At 41.3% G+C, this 21,018-nt stretch carries 17 protein-coding genes and 1 pseudogene; 10 read left to right on the top strand and 8 right to left on the bottom strand.

Annotation, left to right across the window (positions count from 1 at the left end; all coding sequences use genetic code 11):
* Positions 1–81: 81 nt before the first annotated feature.
* Positions 82–1,215, bottom strand: a complete 1,134-nt coding sequence (gene gcvT, locus P4S58_RS17205; RefSeq protein ID WP_337164898.1) for a glycine cleavage system aminomethyltransferase GcvT — start codon at positions 1,213–1,215, stop codon at positions 82–84.
* 290 nt (positions 1,216–1,505) lie between these two features.
* Complete coding sequence (locus P4S58_RS17200; protein WP_337164897.1) at positions 1,506–2,129, bottom strand: helix-turn-helix domain-containing protein; 624 nt, start codon at positions 2,127–2,129, stop codon at positions 1,506–1,508.
* Positions 2,130–2,714: 585 nt separating this feature from the next.
* On the opposite strand from P4S58_RS17200, the gene gcvH reads away from it, so the two are divergent.
* Both gcvH and gcvP read left to right on the top strand, forming a co-directional pair.
* Complete coding sequence (gene gcvH, locus P4S58_RS17195; RefSeq protein ID WP_042487376.1) at positions 2,715–3,095, top strand: glycine cleavage system protein GcvH; 381 nt, start codon at positions 2,715–2,717, stop codon at positions 3,093–3,095.
* Positions 3,096–3,183: 88 nt separating this feature from the next.
* Positions 3,184–6,045, top strand: a complete 2,862-nt coding sequence (gene gcvP, locus P4S58_RS17190; protein WP_337165816.1) for an aminomethyl-transferring glycine dehydrogenase — start codon at positions 3,184–3,186, stop codon at positions 6,043–6,045.
* A gap of 419 nt (positions 6,046–6,464) precedes the next feature.
* Here the strand turns inward: gcvP and P4S58_RS17185 are convergent, their stop codons facing one another.
* Entirely contained in the window at positions 6,465–6,959 is a 495-nt protein-coding gene (locus P4S58_RS17185; RefSeq protein WP_337164895.1) for a DUF2938 domain-containing protein, read from the bottom strand.
* Between the two features lie 90 nt (positions 6,960–7,049).
* On the opposite strand from P4S58_RS17185, the gene P4S58_RS17180 reads away from it, so the two are divergent.
* On the top strand, positions 7,050–7,439 hold the full coding sequence (locus P4S58_RS17180) for a helix-turn-helix domain-containing protein (protein ID WP_042487382.1): 390 nt from the start codon (positions 7,050–7,052) through the stop codon (positions 7,437–7,439).
* Between the two features lie 219 nt (positions 7,440–7,658).
* On the opposite strand, the gene P4S58_RS17175 is transcribed toward P4S58_RS17180, so the two are convergent.
* Both P4S58_RS17175 and P4S58_RS17170 read right to left on the bottom strand, forming a co-directional pair.
* Positions 7,659–8,489 (bottom strand): AraC family transcriptional regulator, encoded by an 831-nt coding sequence (locus P4S58_RS17175; RefSeq protein ID WP_102966894.1) that lies wholly within the window; start codon positions 8,487–8,489, stop codon positions 7,659–7,661.
* A 13-nt stretch (positions 8,490–8,502) separates the two neighbouring features.
* Positions 8,503–9,096 carry a LysE family translocator gene (locus P4S58_RS17170; protein WP_337164892.1) on the bottom strand — a complete coding sequence of 198 codons (594 nt, stop codon included), beginning with the start codon at positions 9,094–9,096 and terminating at the stop codon, positions 8,503–8,505.
* A 370-nt stretch (positions 9,097–9,466) separates the two neighbouring features.
* Between P4S58_RS17170 and P4S58_RS17165 the strand changes: the two genes are divergently transcribed.
* The 4 genes and pseudogenes from P4S58_RS17165 to acnA all read left to right on the top strand — a co-directional run bounded on the left by P4S58_RS17165 (position 9,467) and on the right by acnA (position 15,384).
* Positions 9,467–10,672, top strand: coding sequence for a DUF1611 domain-containing protein (locus P4S58_RS17165; RefSeq protein ID WP_337164891.1), 1,206 nt, complete (start codon positions 9,467–9,469; stop codon positions 10,670–10,672).
* Positions 10,669–11,802 carry an alanine/ornithine racemase family PLP-dependent enzyme gene (locus P4S58_RS17160; RefSeq protein WP_337164889.1) on the top strand — a complete coding sequence of 378 codons (1,134 nt, stop codon included), beginning with the start codon at positions 10,669–10,671 and terminating at the stop codon, positions 11,800–11,802. The genes P4S58_RS17165 and P4S58_RS17160 overlap by 4 nt, the downstream gene beginning before the upstream one ends.
* Before the next feature lie 409 nt (positions 11,803–12,211).
* Positions 12,212–12,414: pseudogene (locus P4S58_RS17155) on the top strand (cold-shock protein).
* A 246-nt stretch (positions 12,415–12,660) separates the two neighbouring features.
* Complete coding sequence (gene acnA / locus P4S58_RS17150) at positions 12,661–15,384, top strand: aconitate hydratase AcnA (RefSeq protein ID WP_337164887.1); 2,724 nt, start codon at positions 12,661–12,663, stop codon at positions 15,382–15,384.
* 516 nt (positions 15,385–15,900) lie between these two features.
* Here acnA and P4S58_RS17145 read toward each other — a convergent pair.
* The 3 genes from P4S58_RS17145 to P4S58_RS17135 form a co-directional block, all read right to left on the bottom strand.
* A complete protein-coding gene (locus P4S58_RS17145; protein WP_337164885.1) occupies positions 15,901–16,452 on the bottom strand; it encodes a DUF4019 domain-containing protein in 552 nt (183 codons plus the stop codon).
* Between the two features lie 306 nt (positions 16,453–16,758).
* Entirely contained in the window at positions 16,759–17,103 is a 345-nt protein-coding gene (locus tag P4S58_RS17140) for a YajD family HNH nuclease (protein WP_102953523.1), read from the bottom strand.
* Between the two features lie 247 nt (positions 17,104–17,350).
* Positions 17,351–18,238, bottom strand: a complete 888-nt coding sequence (locus P4S58_RS17135) for a LysR family transcriptional regulator (RefSeq protein WP_337164882.1) — start codon at positions 18,236–18,238, stop codon at positions 17,351–17,353.
* Positions 18,239–18,336: 98 nt separating this feature from the next.
* Between P4S58_RS17135 and P4S58_RS17130 the strand changes: the two genes are divergently transcribed.
* From P4S58_RS17130 to P4S58_RS17120, 3 genes are all read left to right on the top strand, one after another.
* Complete coding sequence (locus P4S58_RS17130) at positions 18,337–19,302, top strand: nitrilase family protein (protein ID WP_337164881.1); 966 nt, start codon at positions 18,337–18,339, stop codon at positions 19,300–19,302.
* 282 nt (positions 19,303–19,584) lie between these two features.
* Entirely contained in the window at positions 19,585–20,664 is a 1,080-nt protein-coding gene (locus P4S58_RS17125; protein WP_337164880.1) for a hypothetical protein, read from the top strand.
* Positions 20,665–20,685: 21 nt separating this feature from the next.
* Entirely contained in the window at positions 20,686–21,012 is a 327-nt protein-coding gene (locus tag P4S58_RS17120; protein WP_337164879.1) for a hypothetical protein, read from the top strand.
* Positions 21,013–21,018: the final 6 nt, after the last annotated feature.

Genomic DNA, 21,018 nt, shown 5'->3' with positions numbered 1-21,018 from the left:
TTTAGACGGCTACTGTAAATAAAAAAGAGCCGTAAGACTAGACTTACGGCTCTTAGGACTAACCTATTTACTTAGATTCACTTAACCGCGGTAGTATCTTTGCGGTACAAACGGCATTTTTTCTACCAACATAGGGAGCATTTTGCCACGAACTTCTGCAAATAATTCGGTACCGACTGCTGAAAAGTCAGTACGAACATAAGCCATAGAAACTGGTTTTTCCGCTGTAGGCCCCGCAGTACCACTTGTAACAACACCAATATGTTGACCATCTGCGTCAAACAACTCGGTACCTTCACGTACTGGTGCTTTAGTCTGACCAACTAAACCAACGCGTTTGCGTGCCACATCTTTAGTCGCGATCTGATTGAGGATAATATCAGCACCAGGGAAACCGCCCTCTCGTGCACCGCCTGTGCGGCGTACTGGCTGAATCGCCCATAGCAAGCTTGCTTCTACTGGCGTAGTTGTTGTATCTAAATCATGTCCGTATAGACATAGACCACACTCTAGGCGTAGAGAGTCACGAGCACCCAGACCAATCCATTCAACTTCTTCAAATGAAGTCAGCTTACGAGCCAGTTTTTGAGCTTGGTCAGCTGGAACTGAAATCTCATAGCCATCTTCGCCGGTGTAACCACTGCGGCTAACAATGCATTCAATGCCATCAATGCTAACTTGCTGAATATCCATAAAGAGCATATCGGCAACAGCAGGTTGCAAACGAGCTAGAACTTCGACGGCTTTTGGGCCTTGAAGTGCTAACAGCGCTCTGTCTTCAATAATTTCAAGTTCAACCTCAGAAGGTAAATGAGCTTGCAGATGATCGATATCCTGTTCTTTACAAGCCGCATTAACGACCACGAACAGATGATCACCTAAATTAGCGACCATAAGGTCGTCTAAAATCCCACCTTCTTCATTAGTGAAAAATGCGTAACGCTGCTTACCTTGAGGCAAGTCCACGATATCCACAGGAACTAGAGTTTCTAGTGCTTGAGCAGCACCTACACCATGCAGACGAAGCTGACCCATATGCGAAACATCAAACAGTCCCGCAGCCTCGCGAGTATGCAAGTGCTCTTTTTTTACGCCTAGTGAATACTGAACAGGCATATCATAGCCTGCGAAAGGAACCATCTTTGCACCAACTTCAATGTGCAAAGCATGTAAAGGAGTAACTAGAAGTTCCTGAGTCGCATGTTCTTGAGTCATTTTATTCTCCATTTTGCCAAGCTCTTATACGTAGAGTCAGCCATCTCAAAAAGCAAAAGTTCCATAAGGCGGAAACCATGTTTCCAATAGTAAACAAGAATGCGCCTGTTTTCTCTGATTAACAAGTTTCAAACAGTGACCAAGATCTAAGTTAACAACTCAATCACATTCTGAGTAAGCAACAAAAACGCCGCATTGATTCTATAAACATCAATGCGGCGTATTTTTCTTCAAATCAAAACAAAATGCAAACGTTTGCCTTCACTATAGGAAACTTTGTATTTTTGAGTCTATTTTGCGGTTACCCAGAGAATATGAGCATCATCTTCACTTAATGAAACCAGCATATGCCCCATTGTGGCGTCATAGTAGACGCTGTCACCCTCTTCTAGGCGGACAGGTTCATAAAACTCGCTATAGAACATAACCACACCTTCGAGAATAAGAAGAAACTCCTCTCCGTCATGGCGAACCCAGTCACTGTACTCTTCAAAAGCACGAGCTCGAACTCGACTTTTAAATGGCATCATTTTCTTATTTGATAACTGAGTGGCTAAAAGTTCATGTTCATAGGTCTGTGTCGGATGGGGTTTACCCGCACTGTTTCTTGTAATATCTCTACGGCCTGTCGCTAAAATTTTCTTAGGCGGCTCAAACAGTTGCGGCATATCGATTTGCAAACCATGAGCTAACTTTTGCATTGCTTGAAAGGTTGGCGAAATCTGTTCATTCTCTATCTTGCTTAATGTCGAGCGAGCCAACCCCGTTCGATTACTTGCTTCTTCTAACGTGATCCCTAACTTTGTTCGGATATCTTTTATTCTCTGCCCAAGTTTTAAAGGTTCTATATTTTGTTCACTTGCTTCTTTGGCAAGTATCATTGATGGGTACTCATCATAAATGTCTTCTGACATGCTTTCCCTCTAATGAATAGCATTCCTGTATTTGAAAATCATTGTGGCACAAAGCTATTGATTCATTAAAGAGCACATATTGAAATAAAGCGTGCTTTGGCTAACAAAAACGTCATGCATGTTTCCTATAGGAAATTTTTCATTGATTGTTGTCACACCAAAGAGTATGTTACTGGCTTGTTAGCTAAGCCAATAATGGTGGTATCGCTGAGCCGGTTAAATTTAACATTTTTACTTAACAAAATGCTTATCAGAATCGACCGAGTTCACATTGCGAAGCTCAAGCAATAATCACAATACCAAGAGCACAACCATTCAGTATTTTTGAAGCGAAGCATAGACAAAATAAATCATCTCTTTTTGCATCAGAGATGCCTATCATTACTTTTGATGTGGAATTCACACATCATCACGAATAGATAGGTTTAAGCTGTTTAGAATTTGAAATCGTTGTTGATAAGGTCTATCTAAAAAGTCTGTCGACAACAAAACATTTGATAATGCTTGAAGATTGAATGGAACATTAACACTCAAGGCCCCATTCAATCGGTAGTACAGTTTGGATACTTTTTTGGAGAATTAGCAATGGACAATACACTGAAGTTTACAGAAAGCCATGAATGGGTTCGTGACAACGGTGATGGCACTGTAACTATCGGTATTTCTGAGCACGCTCAAGAAATGCTGGGTGATGTGGTTTTCGTTGAGCTACCAGAAACAGATACAGAGATTGATGCTGGAGACAGTTTTTCACTTGTTGAATCTGTAAAAGCAGCTTCTGATATCTATGCACCAGTATCTGGTGTGGTAGTTGAAGTAAATGAAGAGCTACAAGATAGCCCTGAGCTTATCAACGAAGAACCTTATGAAGGTGGCTGGATTGTGAAAGTAAAAATGTCCGATCCTGCAGAGCTAGACGATCTTAAAGATGCCGAAGAGTATCTGAGCTCAATCGAAGAAGACTAATTTATACAACAGGAAAGCTGTCCATTTGGGCAGCTTTTTTCAAAGCCACGCAAGCGAGTTGTCTCGTGGTTTAGAAGGTAAAGGGAAAATGACTGAACTACTTCATAGCCTAAGCACGCAAAATGAATTTGTTGCTCGACACAATGGACCTAATCATAACGATCAAGCAAAGATGCTTGCCACCATCAAGGCTGAGAGCTTAACCGCACTTATCGCAGATACGGTTCCAGCAAACATTCGCCTAGAATCTCCGCTTAATCTTGCTCCAGCAAAAAGCGAAGCAGACATGCTTGCTGCTATGCGTGTTTTCGCAGAGCAAAACCAAGTCAAAAGAACATTTATTGGCCAGGGTTACTACAACACTTTCACGCCAAACGTAATCTTACGTAACGTGCTTGAAAACCCAGGCTGGTACACCGCATATACACCATACCAACCAGAGATCTCTCAAGGTCGTTTAGAGTCTTTGTTGAATTACCAGCAAATGGTAATGGACCTAACGGGTATGGACATTGCCAACGCATCACTACTTGATGAAGCTACAGCGGCAGCTGAAGCAATGACTCTGTGTCAACGCGCAGGTAAGAGCAAGAGCAACAGCTTCTTTGTAGCGGATGATGTTCATCCACAAACTATCGAAGTGGTGAAGACTCGTGCAGAGTTCTTTGGTTTTGAAGTTATCATCGGCGCAATCGATTGCCTTGCAGAGCAAGATGTTTTCGGTGCACTTGTTCAATACCCTAGCACTACAGGTGAAGTTCGCGATTTAACCGATATCATCGAAAAAGCACACGCAAACAAAACGTTAGTAACAGTAGCCACAGATCTTTTGGCGAGCACTCTACTAAAACCAGCAGGTGAAATGGGCGCAGACGTAGTAATCGGTTCTGCTCAACGCTTTGGCGTACCTATGGGTTACGGCGGTCCGCATGCTGCGTTTATGGCAACTCGCGAAGCTTACAAACGTACTATGCCAGGCCGTGTTATCGGCGTATCCATTGACAGCAAAGGCAACCAAGCACTTCGTATGGCAATGCAGACTCGCGAACAACATATTCGTCGTGAGAAAGCGACCTCGAACATCTGTACAGCTCAGGCTCTGCTTGCAAACATGGCCTCTTTCTACGCGGTATACCATGGTGCAGAAGGTTTATTGAAGATTGCTCGTCGTACACATCATTTAACTGCAATCCTTGCCGCTGGTTTAACTAAATCAGGCTACGAGCTTGCCCACAATAGCTTCTTCGACACAATCACTATCAATACTGGTAGCAACACTGAAGCAGTCTATCTAAATGCACAACAAGCAGATATCAACTTACGCAAACTTCCAAATCAGCTTGGTATTAGCTTCGATGAAACTACAACCCTGGCAGATATAGAAGCTTTGTTTGCTATCTTCGACGTTAAAGAAGATATCTCTGAACTTTCAAACACAATCGCAAGTAATGAATTCGCGGCTATTCCTGAGAACTGCCGTCGTGCTTCTAAGTATCTGACTCACCCAGTGTTTAACACGCACCGTAGTGAAACGCAGATGATGCGTTACCTGAAGAAGCTTGAAAATAAAGATTTCTCTCTGACTCACGGTATGATTCCACTAGGCAGTTGTACCATGAAACTGAACGCGGCTGCAGAGATGATCCCAGTGACATGGCCTGAGTTCGGAGCACTACACCCGTTTGCGCCAAAAGCACAAGCTGCTGGTTATACAGCTCTAGCGAATGATCTAAAAGAGAAGCTATGTGAGATTACTGGCTACGATGCATTTTCTCTTCAGCCAAACTCAGGTGCTTCAGGCGAATATGCTGGCCTACTTGCGATTCAACGTTACCACCAAAGCCGTGGAGAAGGTCATCGCAACGTATGTTTAATCCCAAGCTCTGCACATGGTACTAACCCAGCTACAGCATCAATGGTTTCATTGAAAGTGGTGGTGGTTAAATGTGATGAGAACGGAAACATCGATCTAGGCGACCTTGCAGATAAGATTGAAAAACACAAAGACAATCTCTCAAGCATTATGATCACTTACCCTTCTACACACGGTGTTTACGAAGAGCAAGTACGTGAAGTTTGTGACATGGTACATGCAGCTGGCGGTCAGGTTTACCTAGACGGTGCAAACATGAACGCTCAGGTTGGCCTAACTTCTCCGGGCTTCATCGGCTCAGATGTTTCGCATCTGAACCTACACAAAACGTTCTGTATTCCACACGGTGGTGGCGGTCCGGGTATGGGACCAATTGGCGTTAAGTCTCACTTAGCACCATTCCTTCCGGGTCATATCGAAGATGGCGTTGAAGGCACCGACTATGCGGTTTCAGCAGCCGATATCGGCAGTGCTTCTATTCTTCCTATTTCATGGGCATATATTGCAATGATGGGAACAGAAGGCCTAACTGATGCAACCAAAGTGGCCATTCTGAACGCTAACTATGTGATGGAACGCCTACGCCCACACTACCCAGTATTGTACCGTGGTAAAAATGGCCGTGTAGCCCATGAATGTATTATCGACATTCGCCCATTAAAAGAAGAAACAGGTATCAGCGAAGAAGACATAGCTAAGCGTTTAATGGACTACGGATTCCATGCACCAACTATGTCCTTCCCTGTTGCTGGTACATTAATGGTAGAGCCAACGGAGTCTGAAGATTTAGCTGAGCTAGACCGTTTCTGTGATGCAATGATCGCAATTCGTGAAGAAATCAACCAAGTTCATAACGGTGTTTGGCCACTGGAAAACAACCCATTGGTTAACGCTCCTCATACTCAAGTTGATCTATCAAGCACAGAGTGGGATCACCCATATTCACGTGAAATTGCTTGCTTCCCAAGTAAGCAAACGAAAGAGTCAAAATACTGGCCAACAGTTAACCGAGTTGACAACGTCTATGGCGACCGCAACCTAATCTGTTCTTGCCCTAGCATTGAAAGCTACGAGTAGCGATTGAATCTGTTGATGACTATTAATAAATTTTGTGACTAACTAAGTTACAGAGAGTAAAGGCGAACCGAGTGGTTCGCCTTTTTGCTATTAAGCCAAAACAATCTTGGACAAAAGCGGTGTCACATATTTTCGATTTGCATACACCACATATACGCCCAGAGGTTTCGGCTCCCACTCTGTTAGCAGCCCTACCAACTCACCACTTGCAATAAGAGGTTTGGCTGCAGCTACTGTCTGTAAACTGATTCCATGGCCTTTTTCTGTTGCTGACAACAAATGCAGCTATCAATACTACGAAAAAAAGGATATCAACGTATAGATACTCGAACTAATAGTTATGACCCACAGGTGGAACACTACACCTATATCAAAACACTCATTTAGTGGAAAGAGTTCGTTATTGGGGCTACTAAATTTCACAAGAAACGATAGTTCAATACCAAAGCCGACCAGAATAGGCCAATTCCATAGAAGCTGTGAGCCAATAAACTGAGTCCCCTAGCTTTCCATGGAGAGGGAGTTTTACTCGCTGCAACCCCAAAGCCCAGACAAGGTTGGATGATGAAGAAAGGAAAAATCAGGGTAACTATACCGGTTATTAGAGCTGGAAGCATATGCGGATCAACTAGCCATACTTCGCCCAATAGTAATACATGAACTAAGGCGAAAACGATTCCTATCAAATAATGTAGGCTCCAACCCAAAATTTTTTCTCCTTGTATAGGTGTTGTGTCCATTATTGTATGGTGAATCAACTGACCTCTTGGGATTAAACTTACCCACCGTGCTACAAGTGCATAATCGAGAGACTGAATTCGTAGTACTCGTTTTTGAAAACATGCCCATGCATCCATAATTAGAGTGGCACCAATACCAATCAAAATTGTTTGTAGCCAGTCCATTGTATCCATTCGATATTCCTCATTGTATTTCATCAAGAACTTGGTAGATTAGCTCGCATGATACAACTTGAAGTTGACTTTAAGTCAATGGTGGATTTTATGGATATTGCGACCGTGTCTAGTGAGTCTGGGTTAAAACCTTCAACACTGAGATATTATGAAAAACTCGGACTTATTCATTCTATTGGTAGAAAAGGGCTACGACGACAATACGCGCCAAATGTGTTGAATAAACTGAATATTATCTCCTTAGGGCGTTTGGCTGGATTATCACTAAGTGAAATTTCAACGATGTTTAATGAAAACGATGAATTGGCTATTGATCGAGTTTTGCTTACTCAAAAAACGATAGAGATTGATGCGCAAATTAAACGGCTAAAAGCGGTACGAGATAGTCTAAATCATGTAGCGACGTGCCCTCAACCATCTCACTTAGAGTGCCCATCATTCCAAAAAATGATGAAGTCAGTTAAGCACTATATGTCTTAGACGCTGTATAGAAAGCCATTATCCTCCAGTCATTAAGAGAATCGTATTCGATGGCATTTTGGAGTATCAAACTTTAAAGTTCTGGTACGGAAAAACTGGAAGACCATATTGCATATAGGTTTACATGAGAGAGCATTCTCGTCCCATTTTTTTGCAATTCCGTCTTCCTATGTGTCTGACTCTCTCCTATTTATCTTCCAACTCCCAACAGTTAAACATTCACATACCAATAAAATGTGACTGGTAATATTTGGGAGTAACCGCCAAACGCTTTTTAAACTGGCGTTGGAAGTGAGCTTGATCTGAAAAGCCTAAACTATGAGCCACCTCTGTTAGAGAGCTTCCCGTTCTCAACATCACCTTAGAACGTTTTATCTTCTCATCCATCAAATAGGCGTAAGGAGGTAGCCCATACTGGATCTTAAATGCTCTAAGTAACTGGTATCGACTCATCCCGGCTTCCTTCGCTAAGCTCTCAAGTTCATGATGCTCTGCTATTCCATCAAGTAACTTTTCCTTGATACGCTTGATAGGAGGAGCGAGGAGTTTTTCTTCTTTGATTGACCTCGATTTGTAGAGACTGGACTCAACAAAATCATAAAAACAAGACTCTATGTTCAAGCTAGAAGACTCATCTTCTAATGCAGAAAATAGTGCTAGATATTGATGTTTCAGGGATTCATTGCGTTCATAATCAGCGTTGAAAGGCTGGTAGTCTAAGCTAATACACTGACTTTTCTCACGTAAGACATCTTGCTGCATCTGCCCCATTTTAAAAGCATTAACAAACAACATGCTATAGGACCATACATCTTGCTCTGGATTACAGGAATGAATATCAGAAGGGTTAATTGTTACTAAGTCTCCAACCCCTATAACATGAGATTTGTTTCGATTTTTATAAACAGCACAACCTTGGCGAATAACACCAAAGGAAAACTCGTCATGCGAGTGAGCTCCGTAGCAAGCGTTGCTCTTATTAGCAACTCGCAATTCTACCCACGGAAGAACAGAGTTTTGCTTAAAACGAGTACTGTTATCTCTTTTCATACCAGATGTTTTCTCAGTTCCAAATCATGATTACAGACACAAGTAGTATCATCGCCATTACTCGATTAAATATCTGCTGTCTTCTTTTGCCATTTAGGTAATTGGTGAGCATTGAACCAACTACTGCCCATATACCTACACCGACCAAGCAAGCAATTAGTGATACTAATGTGTACATCCATAACCATGACTGTTGTTCATGCTGCCCAACAACAAAAAGGCTAACACCTGACATAGACACTAACCAAGCTTTAGGGTTTAACAACTGAACCAACGCCCCATTTGCCCAACCTAAATGATGCCCATCTTCGACACTCAATCTTTCCAAAGGAGCCGAATATAACTTGTAGGCAAGATAGCATAGGAATGCACTCGCTATAAACTGCATCCAAAGCTCGACCTTGGGCAACCACTCAACAAAGGTATTTAGAGTAATACCAGTGATAAACACAACAATTGTATAAGCTATCGAAGCTCCTAACACATACGTTACTGCGACATTTTTACCGCGTTGAGCGACCGTCGAAGCTGCAATGAGGTTCACAGGGCCAGGAGTAACTGCGCCAACAAATGCGAAACTAACCATCGCGACAAATATACTGTCCATTCCATTCCTTTCTCTATCTAGAGCCATATAGGTAAAAATAACAGGTATAAAATGACAGTATTGAATGATATTGCAGTGACGTTTCTGATTAAAAGATTCAAATATTCATTAGGTCAATGATTGATACGAAGACAGTATGGAACACGAAAGAAAGCTTGCTGAATTAATGAGCCCAAATTTGCCCAATTAACTCTAGTAAGGTTTGAAAGTGACGGATGCAGAAAGCATGTTAATAATAACCAACAAAAGTATAGTAAGTGTGTTACCTTAGTTTTTATCCCTACCGCTTAGTAGGGACTTCTTTTCTTTTCCGAACTCGCATCTCGGCACTCCTTAGTTGCCCTCCTAAGCCTCACAACAGGCTTTAGTTATGCCCATTTCAACCCCAAAGTTAATAAACATATTCAAACTCACTAGAAGTGAAAATGTAGAAACTAACAATGACACCCACCGTATAGCACCTTGGTTACCGCTAGCTCAGAAAGTAAAACCTATCATCCCGTCTGCGATTATATATTGTGAAGGCAATTTCGGTAAAATTGATGGTAAAACAGCAAATGGTCTAGTTAGGCATTCATTAAGCTATCGTATTCTATCGGTTATTGATAGTGAATCTGCCAGCTTAGATACTGGAGAAGTACTAGATAACAAAGCCAATGGAATACCTATCCTTGCTAATACAGAAGAGGCTATCAATCACGCAGAAAGCATTCCCGATTACTTCATTTTTGGTATTGCGCCATCAAGTGGCTTTTTATCTGACTTAGATAAAAGCATCATTTTAAATGCCATGTCACTAGGAATGAACATTGTAAATGGTTTACATGAATTTCTTACCGATGATCCTCTATTTTTAGAAGCTAGCTTAAAGAATAACGTTCGAATATTAGATACTCGCAAACCCAAAAATAAAAGTGACATGAAAACGTTTAGCGGGACAATACACAGCGTTAAATGTCCGAGAATTGCTGTAATGGGAACGGATTGTGCGCTAGGAAAACGAACAACAGCAACGATATTGGCAAGTGAACTAACAAAAAAAGGCCTTAACGTTGTTCTTATTGCCACCGGTCAAACGGGCATTATGCAAGGCGCACAATACTGCGTTGCACTTGATGCTGTTCCTTCACAATTTTGTGCAGGTGAGTTGGAATCTGTCATTGTACAGGCCTATGAGAAAGAGGACCCTGACTTGATTATTATTGAAGGGCAAGGAGCCTTAAGTCACCCTGCGTTTTCAACCAGCGCTTTTATCTTACGTGGCAGTTGTCCTACAGGTGTGATATTACAACACGCCCCTAAGCGTTTATATCGTATTGATTTTCCTGATTGCCCAATGCCCTCTATTGCCTCGGAAATCAATCTTATCGAAACATTTTCTAATACCAATGTAATTGGACTAACGCTCAATCATGAAGGTATGTCTTTGGATGAAACATACCGTGCGATAGATAGGTATAACACCGAATTTGGTATACCTGTTACTGATGCATTATCACAACCTGTTGAAGATCTACTGAACATCGTAGTGTCAGCCTTCCCTATAATCGCAAGTAAACTGGCCGGAAAAGAGTGAACTACCCTAGGTTAGACATCGACTGTGGGAAAATTCACCACAACGCTCAGTTCCTTATTACTCAGCTCTCACTGAAAAACATCTCAATTACGCCTGTAACAAAAGCCTTCCTCGGCCACCCTATCATCGCACAAGTTCTTATTGATGCTGGCGCAACAATGTTAGCGGATTCAAGAATTGAAAATCTTCAAAAGATGACAGAATCTGGCATTTCTATCCCTAAAATGCTGATACGCACACCCATGCTAAGCCAAGCGGCTAGCGTAATTAAGTATAGTGACGTGAGTTTAAATTCTGAAGTAGAAGTTATTCAGAGGCTTTCATATTTAGCGGAACAACAAAATTGTCGTCACGATATTATTATTATGGTTGAGCTAGGCGATCTTAGAGAAGGTGTGATGCCGAATCGCATGATTGATTTTGTCCGTGAGATTATTTCTTTACCGAACATCACAATAAAAGGAATTGGTGCAAATTTGGCCTGTCGGTATGGTGTCGCTCCAGATGATCAAAATATGAAGATTCTTTCTGATCTTGCCGATGGGATTGAAGTTACATTTGGAATCAGCCTAGAGATTATTTCAGGGGGAAATTCTGCTTCTGTTAACTGGGCTCTTCAGAGAACTGGCCTAACTCGAGTAAATAACCTTCGTATAGGAGAAGCAATTTTTTTAGGCTGTGAACCTTTAGAGCAGGAAAATATTAAAGGTTTACATACAGACGCGGTTTCTTTGACCGCAGAAGTGATTGAATCCAATATTAAACCGACTTTGCCTTGGGGAAATCGGGGGTTAAATGCTTTTGGTGAAAATCAAAGGCTTCAAGATAGAGGGGTGGTCTCACAAGCTATTCTTGCATTAGGCCGCCAAGATGTTTGTGTCAGCGGTCTTAAGGCTCCGAATGGGATTAAGATCATGTCCTCAACCAGCGATCATCTTGTCCTTGAATCTTCACAGAAACCATTATTTGTAGGGGAAACAGTCACATTCAGTCTAGATTATAGTGCTCTCTTATCTTCTATGTCTTCACGTTATATTCATAAATACTTCAAGGCACCTAAAGGGGCAAAAATATTTCAGCCGGGTGTGTCCAAGTCGAAGCTGAACATAATCAGTTACAGCTCTTGCTAGATTAGTAAATTTCAAATCATTGGAAGTTTGGCAAAGACCTAACCTTCAAAACTAGACGGCTTATCCAGAAAGTGTCTATCAAGTCAGTAGATATTCAATCTAAGCGCTACTATCTATGGAATCATCGCAATTAACCAAAACGTTAAAAATATTGCTGATATTTTTTCATAAATATCATCACCGTATAACTAAAAGAATATATGGCTGAGGACTAAAGCAACTATTTTAAAATTAAGTCTTATACTTAAAGTAGTTCTGCCAGTTTGAGTTATTTTTTTCATTATAAAACAAGTTTCCTTTCACAGTAATTCTCGAAATTTTTCGTTTAACTTCTGCGACAGCCCTCTTGAGTGACTATGAAATAACTCAAGTTATCAGATCCTTAGGCTATAAAATAATCGTGGTATATATGTCTGATAGAGGCAATGAATCAGTAAAATGGTTTAACGAAAATAAAGGATCTGGTTTTATCACCAAGGATAGTGATGGCAAGAACATTTTCGTTCGACTTCATCTGATGGATTTAAGACCCTATTGGACGGACAAAAAGTCAGTTTTGAAGTTGAACTTGGTGAGAAAGGTCCGCAAGCAACAAAAGTGGCTCTCATCTAGATACGGTTGAAGGCACAGTAATCACAAGCTTTCCTTCATTTTTTGAGTCTAGTTATTGTTTGGTGGCAACAGTCCATTCCAACTTATTCCTTCTTTTGGATTTTCAACTCTGATCCTTTCACTTTATAGATTTTGAAATGATTAAAGTTATTTGGATATGGGAAAAAATAAAAATGCCCAAAAAACATCTCTACGACAAGGAGGTTCCTTTTACAAAGGTCAACCATTATTGAAAGGAAACAAATCATGATACCTACCAACGAAAAATCATGGTGCCAAACATATCTAAGATCACTGGATGTAAAAGGTATTGAATATAGATACTGGTCGTTAAGAAAACTTGCCCAAGATTATCAAGTAAGCCTGTCCAACATTCCCTTTACTAAGCGCCTGCTTATTGAAAATGTAATGCGTCAACCCTCTGACTTAAAAGAATCATCTCGAATTATTGAAGCTTTATTTCTTAAAAAATCGACGTTCGATTCCGAGAGCAGCAGTAACTCATCAGAATTTAATTTCTATCCCAGCAGAGTGCTAATGCAAGACTATACCGGCATACCTGCTTTGGTCGATCTTGCCGCGATAAGAGATGCTGTAGCTCAAGGGGGCGGAGACCCGTGCCATGTAACACCTAAGTGCCCGGTAGATCTAGTCATAGACCACTCGTTAATTGTTGACCAGTCAGGTTCTGAATCCTCAATACATACGAATCGTAAACATGAAATGGCTCGAAATAGAGAGCGCTATACATTCCTTAAGTGGGCACAAAAAAACTTCCGTAACTTGACCGTTATACCGCCAGGTAAGGGCATATGCCATCAAGTGAATCTGGAGTATCTATCTCAAGTGGTTCGTGTAAACGAAAATGGAGTGTTAACACCAGATACTGTTATAGGAACCGACAGCCACACTACTATGGTTAACGGGTTGGGTGTGTTGGGTTGGGGTGTGGGAGGTATAGAAGCCGAAGCTGTAATGCTGGGTCAACCGCTCAATATTGCCGTCCCACGTGTTGTCGGCGTGCGTCTTGATGGGCAATTGCGTCCCGGCGTTACAGCTACTGATCTGGTTTTAACGATTACAGAAAGATTGAGGTCCCACGGAGTGGTCGGTAAGTTCGTAGAGTACTTTGGTTGTGGCGTAGCTCATTTATCTGTGCCCGACCGTGCTACTCTAGCCAATATGGCCCCAGAGTATGGCGCCACATGTGGATTTTTCCCGATTGACGAAAACACGATTACCTATTTAACACTTACAAACCGCCCCTCTTCATTAGTTGATAGAGTTCGTGCTTATGCTCAAGAACAAGCACTATGGTTGGATACAAACAGCCCTTCACCGGAATATGATGAAACTGTTGTGGTGAATTTATCTGATATTGTCACTTCAATAGCAGGTCCCAAACGACCGCAAGATAGACTTAACATCAGTGCAATTAAGCAAGTGACTCTTGATCATTGTTCTATTGAAGGTGCCTCAAAGTTGGACCGCTTAGACTCATATAAGCACTTAAACCATGGCGATGTCGTCATTGCAGCTATCACATCATGCACTAACACATCGAACCCTTCTGTTATGCTTACTGCTGGTCTGGTTGCTATGGCAGCAGTTGAAAAAGGGTTGACCGTTCCTAGTTATGTCAAAACTTCTCTCGCACCCGGGTCATTAGCAGTCGCTCGATATCTCAACGATACTGGTTTACAACACTACCTAGACCTATTGGGATTTCATCGCGTTGGATACGGCTGCACAACATGCATTGGTAACTCTGGCCCACTGAAAAATAATCTTGAAACCGAGATCGTAGAAAACAACCTGAACGTATCGGCAGTATTATCAGGCAATCGGAACTTTGAAGGCCGAATTCACCCATCCGTTAGCCTAAACTGGCTTGCCTCACCACCATTAGTCGTCGCATTTGCGCTAGCGGGTACAACCTGTATTGACTTAGAAAACGAACCAATTGCTATCAATGGTAACAATGAACCTGTATTTCTAAGAGATCTTTGGCCAAGCCAATCCACGCTAAATGAAATGCTGAATCAAGTACATGAGAGCCACTTTAGATTGAGCTACAACGATATTACTGAAGGCAATGAAGAATGGGAACAATTGTCGATGAAAGATAGTCCCTGCTACCCGTGGGACGAAAACTCCACTTATATACAACGCCCACCATTTTTGGAAGTACCATCACCAACTTTTCCTATTGAATCAGCGCGTGTATTAGCAATTTTGGGGGATTCGATTACAACCGATCATATTTCACCAGCAGGCCTCATTTCAGAAAATAGTCCGGCGGGCCAATATTTACTTTCGAAAAACGTCCCACCAGGGGAGTTCAATAGCTATGGTTCACGCCGAGGAAATCATCACATCATGGTTCGTGGGACTTTTTCAAATTCACGTTTGGAGAACAAAATTGCCTCCCCGACTATAGGCGGTTTCACGAGATGTCACGGCGATACCAAACTTAATGACTGTAACATGTCGACCACTGAGAAAGCGTCCCCAGTTATTCCTATTTTCGACGCGAGCAGGAGATCAATTGAACTTCAAGTTCCTTTGGTAATATTTGCTGGCAAAGAGTATGGATCAGGTTCTAGTCGAGATTGGGCGGCAAAAGGATGTTTGTTATTGAATGTAAAAGCGGTAGTCGCGGAATCGTTTGAACGGATTCATCGCAGTAATTTAGTCGGTATGGGCGTGCTGCCTCTTCAACTGACGCGACCAGATGAATTGAATTCACTGACTCTAGAGGGTAATGAGACCGTATTTATCGCCCCGAATGAACCTATAAAGCCCTTATTAGACTTGAATATTATCGTGGTAACCGCTCAAGGTTCCGAACTCACCATTCCAGTTATTGCACGTATAGATAATTACAAGGAGCTAGAGTATTTCAACTCAGGAGGTATTCTTCAGTATGTTCTGAAGCAGCTGAAAGCGAATATACCTAAAATGTCATAGTGAAATCTGCCCCTCTGGAGATGGAATAGCGGCTTCTGCGATAATTTATTACCGCAGACTGCCGCCCCTCTATATTTCAGATCTGATGTTGTTCTTCTTTTCTCTCTCACAGAGAAATACCGTAAAAGTTAGAACGAGCAATGTTGCACAGATGGAAGCTGAGAAAGTCCCAAGATTTATAGCATTAATGTGGTCAGGGCTATATGCCAATTCCTAGATAAACAAGACCATCGTAAAACCAAAACTGGCTAACATATCGCCTGATAAATCATTCCCTCTACTAGAGAGAAGAGTAAAACGTTGCGAACTCCCAAGAACCTCATGTTTCTCGAAGAACAATAAAACCTACCATTCATAAAAGAAACCGGGACAAAATCGAAGAGCCGAGAAAATACATTGATGAAGAAAGAAAAGGAGGCATAGCTGATTTTGTTCCCATAATGGATTCAGAATGAGTAACAGTGTTTGAAGATTAGGTATATTTTTAGAGTTAAATAACTCCTTTTAAATCAATTTTTAATTGATGAAATACCCTGCCACTCGCCATTCACTGGCTATTTTCTGCAACGTCACAGTTTCTATAGCCGAGCTTTTTTTCCCAAAACTTACTGCGAAATTGATAACAAGATACTGACCATCAGTAACCCCAGGAAGAGAATTGTGTTCAGAAGCTCTTTTAACTGAGCGAGAAATAACTTTGCCTAAAGGTGTGCGTACTTCAGTAAGCATTTTTATCCATTTGGAACTTGAAATCCTTTCTTGAAACACAGGCGCAGCTTTACTCCAACTCAAGGCATATTCACCTGAATCAACAATCTCTAACCATGATATAGCCGCATCTCTTTTACTATCATTTATACCTAAAACCGTTGAATTTGATTCAACACTTAGATCAGCAACATCTAGTTCAAAAGCAGCTGCAATAGCTTTCTGTGATTCCAACGAGCACTTACCTTCATTTTCCGCTCTTTGAACTGTGCGAAGACTGATACCTGCAATGAGTGCCAGATGTTCCTGAGACCAGAATTTTCCTGAACGAAGTTTTTTGATTAGTTCTTGATTTACCATCTATTCCAACTTTCCCAGAGAAAATACGAAAACAAATTATTACAGGAGTGTTATTAGTTTTCCACGTCAGTCATACGACACATACGCCAAACACTAGCCTAAGCAATTAGCTTTACTAAATTATGCAGCGAGAATCCGTTGAGGATTGAATATTCACTTTAGGAAATAGTGAATAGCCAACATGATGTTAGTCTCTTTTAAAATTACCCAAAATCGGTCAATTAATGACAAAAGCGATATGTCCGAAATTTGGGGCAGGATCAATACTTTAGCGCACAAGAGTCAAATCGCTCATGTGCTTTAGATTCACTTCTTCATCATCTTTGCTAAATCAGCAAATGGATTGTATGTCGCCCCTTTGTGTTCATCTTCACCTGGTTTTATCTCACTACCATAAAGTTCATGTTCTAGGTATTTACTATGCTCATGATCGTGGCAGTAGAGACACAATAGCTCCCAATTGCTGCCATCCTCGGGGTTATTCGTATGATCATGATCTTTGTGGTGAACCGTTAATTCACGCAGATTTGAATATACAAACTCTCTAGCACACCTTCCGCATACCCAGGGATAGAGTTTTAGAGCTTTTTCTCTATAGCCTGCTTCTTTACGTGCGTAATTGGCACTGGTTCCGTAATGGTCTGATGACATGTTTGTACCCTAAGTCGTATTTAAACTCAGATGCTAGCACGAGTATAAATTGGGGAAAAGTGACCAATGTTTCGCTGTTCGCAATCAGGGATTGATGCAAAATGGACCTTAACTCAACCAGCCAAAGCAGTCTGCGCCTTGTTGGCAAAGTTTGTCAGTACTTTTATTAAGTTAGCGATTTATGAATAGCTACAGGTATAAAAAGTCGCTTAACGTCATTCAGTCGTAATGCCGCAAATAATAAACTTTATAAACTTTTTAATTCTTCCAGCTTCTCTTTCACAATGAATTTTATGAAACTATCTCTAGCAGAATTACCCAACTCCTCGTTCCAAATTAAACCAACATCCCATATAGCACTTGAACTAGGTAATGGAATAAAACGAACACTTTCATTGGCTATATTTTCAACACTGGCAGGAACAATGGTAAAGCCTATATTTGCTGAAACTAGTGCTAGAAGTGTCAGAATATCATCAGCTTCCTGTGCTGGATGTAATGTTTGATTTTGCTCTATCAGTAACTTTTCTATCTGTTTGGCTAACCCTAACCCACGTTCTGGTGTGAGTCTTAAGTAATCTAAATGACGTAATGAATTCCAAAGCTCGCTTTCGTCAATCAATTGGCTACGATGAACTGCGGCTACTAAATGATCTGAGGAAAACTTTATACCTTTAAGTGGAGGAATGGCTGGTAGTCGGTTAAAGCCAAGGTGAAGTTCTCCGCGTAATAAGGATTCAGTTTGTAGCTGTGATGGCATGTCATTGAGCACAATATGAATATTCGGAAACGCCTGTTTAAACTGTGCGATATAGTGTGGAGCAAGATGATAGGAAGATATCCCAAAGCCTATTTTAAGGGTTCCCGTCGTTCCCTCAGCCACCAAATGAGTTAAAGCCTGAAAGGCATTAAAGTTATCCACCATACGTTGTGCTTCGGGCAGAAGCGTCAGACCAGCCTGAGTCAAACAAGCACCTTGTCTTCCTCTCTCAAAAAGAACCAATCCGGTATGCGCTTCGAGACGCTGAATCTTTTTGGTTAAAGCCGACTGCGTGATGCAAAGATGTTCAGATGCTACTCGGTAGTTACCATCTATAGCTAACTGGCAAAAAGTGCGTAATTGATCGAAATCCATTCCATACCGTCATTAAACATAGAATATTTTTCATTATATGGAATGTATTTGAATTTTTATACTGGTGACGTCAATTCAGAACAGCAAAGGAGCTCTCAATGAAAGACGTGCGTGTTGCCTCAGTCCAGTTCAATCATAAAGCTAATGACAAAATCTACAATCTCTCAGTCATTAAGCACTATGTAGAAAAAGCCGCACTATTAGATGTGAAAATTATAGTGTTTCCCGAAATGTGCGTAACTGGATATTGGCATGTATCAAAACTCAGTAGGTCGGAGATTCAAACCCTCTCTGAGCGTGTTCCCCAGGGAGAGACATGTCAGGCTTTATTAGTTATGTCCGCTAAGCACAAAATCAGTATTGGTGCGGGTTTAATTGAAATAGACGATGCAGGTAACCTCTACAATACCTACATAATGGCGATGCCTGATGGCCGACTAAAGAAGCATCGAAAACTTCATACATTTGTCAGCAAACACATGGCAAGTGGTAGTGAATATACCGTTTTTGACACACCACATGGATGCCGTGTAGGTATACTTATCTGTTGGGATAATAACCTAGTCGAAAATGCCAGAATCACCGCTTTGAAAGGCGCAGATATCCTCGTTGCACCTCATCAAACCGGTGGCTGTAATTCCCGCAGTCCTAATGCCATGGGACTCATTGACACCCAACTATGGTATGACCGTAAACAAAACCCTGACGCCATACGTAACGAAATGCAAGGACAGAAAGGACGTGAATGGTTAATGCGCTGGCTACCGTCACGTGCTCATGACAACGGGATGTTTCTAATATTCAGTAATGGCGTTGGTGTCGACATGGATGAAGTCAGGACAGGTAACTCCATGATCCTTAATCCATATGGACAAATCATAGCTGAAACAGATTGCGTCGAAGACGATATGGTCATCGCCGACCTCAAAGCACACGAGTTAGATATGTGTACAGGGCGACGTTGGATTCGTGGCCGCAGACCAGAACTCTATCAACCGCTCACGGCCAAAGGTAGTGAACTGTCACCTTTTGATGCTAGATTTTCAAAAGAAAAAATAGATTAGGTGTGCCTCTACATTGGACACTGACACAGTTAACAACTGTAGTCAGTGTCCATATTGAGTATTCCAATAACGCTAACAACTTGCCAATCTTTTGATGCTAATTAACATCAGATAAAAAGGACGCAAATCTAGTGAAATATAAGCCAATTCACTTTTGGACAGTAGTACACCTTCTTCCTTAGAGCACACCGAACTGTGAACATTATTTTGAGAGCTTCACACTACTTTCAATACTAAACGTCTACTACGCTTTTAGCTGTTTCACTAAACAGGGACGCTAGGATGACAAAAATCAAATTATCACAATATGTTATCGCCCTTGGGGCAATAACAGTACTTTCCGCTTGTTCTTCAACATCAACCCAAATCAGTAGTTATGGTGCTGCTGTAGAACAACTTACAAGCCAGATTGACGCTACCATAAACGAGACTAACCAATTGAGTGTCGACTATAAGTTGTCAAGAATAGCGGAGCAAAGCCACTACGGGGCTAACAAGGATTCTTCCAATGGTGGATGCTTCATCGTTGTTTCGCAAATAACAGACAACGTTGACGGTAATAGCAATCTCTGTACTCGTATAGGATTACCGACATTTGAAGATATTACACCCGTCATTCCAGAGAATGAGATAAAGTCACTCTACCTTTATAAGGCCAACAAAGCATTGCAATCTTATGCTCAGAGTCTCCAAAAGCTTAATGACGCAGGCTCCGCTCAAGAAATTACATCTGCAACGATCAAACTCGATAGTTCACTCGTGGGGTTATACACGCAATACGAGGCTCTATCGGGCGACACGGCATATAATGAAGATTTCCATAAAACCCTAGATATTGTCTCTGGCTCGATAGCTGCCATAGGACGCTCAGTAGCTGAAGCAAAACGACGTAAGGCGCTAAAAACTATTATAAAAGAAGCTGATCCATGGATTATAAGAGTAACGAAGTCAATGGAACAGGAACTTAACAATGACCATTTTGGGAAGTTAAAAAAAGCCTATGAGCAGACCTCTTTAAGGGAATTATTCACAAACTATAATGACTTAGTGCGAGCGAACAAACTAGATAAACAACAGCGCAAACAAATGATCAAGGATATTTATGAAACATGGAAAGATTACAGTGCCCGTGAAATGAAGAGCAATGCTTTAGTCAAAGCCGTTGAGAAAATAAGAGTCTCACATAACACTCTAAAATCCGAAGTTTCAAAAGATATATTTACCAGCTCAGAAATATCGAATACTGTCAGCGAACTTAACGACTATTACAAGCAACTTGACTCTTTTCATGAACTGCTCGCTTCATGCAAAGGCATACTTAAGTTAGAAGATGAAACATACACTTGTAGCAATGAAGGCTAAGGACGTCAGAAGGAATGATGTATGGATATTGAAACCCAATTAGAAGAACATTTAGTTAAAACGATAAAGATCACAAACAGAAATATTCCGATTTTAAGTGACGAAAAACGACGTATCGCTGAACTTACTGTAATCGAAGCAATAAACAAACTAGAGCTACTTATAAAAGGCAAATCAACAGCAACGTCTCAAGAACAACAAGAAGCTCTGGATGCACTGAAGGAGATCACTAAAGAGGCAACGGAAGCTAAGAACGATATATCTAAGATATCGAATGCCATCGACAAACTGGCGGGTGCAATTAACAAAGTGGAAAAAGTGGCATCGAAAGTCGTTAAGTATATGTAGCGATGT

It is taken from the genome of Vibrio sp. Hal054 (genome assembly GCF_037162405.1).
Lineage (GTDB): Bacteria > Pseudomonadota > Gammaproteobacteria > Enterobacterales > Vibrionaceae > Vibrio > Vibrio diazotrophicus.
This window is presented reverse-complemented; position numbering and strand designations above follow the sequence as displayed.

Excerpts from the sequence above, each read along its gene's own strand:
- acnA (WP_337164887.1), top strand. The coding sequence starts at position 12,661 with ATGATACCTACCAACGAAAAATCATGGTGCCAAACATATCTAAGATCA.
- P4S58_RS17165 (WP_337164891.1), top strand. The coding sequence starts at position 9,467 with ATGCCCATTTCAACCCCAAAGTTAATAAACATATTCAAACTCACTAGA.
- gcvT (WP_337164898.1), bottom strand. The coding sequence starts at position 1,215 with ATGACTCAAGAACATGCGACTCAGGAACTTCTAGTTACTCCTTTACAT.
- P4S58_RS17175 (WP_102966894.1), bottom strand. The coding sequence starts at position 8,489 with ATGAAAAGAGATAACAGTACTCGTTTTAAGCAAAACTCTGTTCTTCCG.
- P4S58_RS17135 (WP_337164882.1), bottom strand. The coding sequence starts at position 18,238 with ATGGATTTCGATCAATTACGCACTTTTTGCCAGTTAGCTATAGATGGT.
- P4S58_RS17140 (WP_102953523.1), bottom strand. The coding sequence starts at position 17,103 with ATGTCATCAGACCATTACGGAACCAGTGCCAATTACGCACGTAAAGAA.
- P4S58_RS17200 (WP_337164897.1), bottom strand. The coding sequence starts at position 2,129 with ATGTCAGAAGACATTTATGATGAGTACCCATCAATGATACTTGCCAAA.
- gcvP (WP_337165816.1), top strand. The coding sequence starts at position 3,184 with ATGACTGAACTACTTCATAGCCTAAGCACGCAAAATGAATTTGTTGCT.
- P4S58_RS17125 (WP_337164880.1), top strand. The coding sequence starts at position 19,585 with ATGACAAAAATCAAATTATCACAATATGTTATCGCCCTTGGGGCAATA.
- P4S58_RS17145 (WP_337164885.1), bottom strand. The coding sequence starts at position 16,452 with ATGGTAAATCAAGAACTAATCAAAAAACTTCGTTCAGGAAAATTCTGG.
- P4S58_RS17120 (WP_337164879.1), top strand. The coding sequence starts at position 20,686 with ATGGATATTGAAACCCAATTAGAAGAACATTTAGTTAAAACGATAAAG.
- P4S58_RS17130 (WP_337164881.1), top strand. The coding sequence starts at position 18,337 with ATGAAAGACGTGCGTGTTGCCTCAGTCCAGTTCAATCATAAAGCTAAT.
- P4S58_RS17170 (WP_337164892.1), bottom strand. The coding sequence starts at position 9,096 with ATGGACAGTATATTTGTCGCGATGGTTAGTTTCGCATTTGTTGGCGCA.
- gcvH (WP_042487376.1), top strand. The coding sequence starts at position 2,715 with ATGGACAATACACTGAAGTTTACAGAAAGCCATGAATGGGTTCGTGAC.
- P4S58_RS17185 (WP_337164895.1), bottom strand. The coding sequence starts at position 6,959 with ATGGATACAATGGACTGGCTACAAACAATTTTGATTGGTATTGGTGCC.
- P4S58_RS17180 (WP_042487382.1), top strand. The coding sequence starts at position 7,050 with ATGGATATTGCGACCGTGTCTAGTGAGTCTGGGTTAAAACCTTCAACA.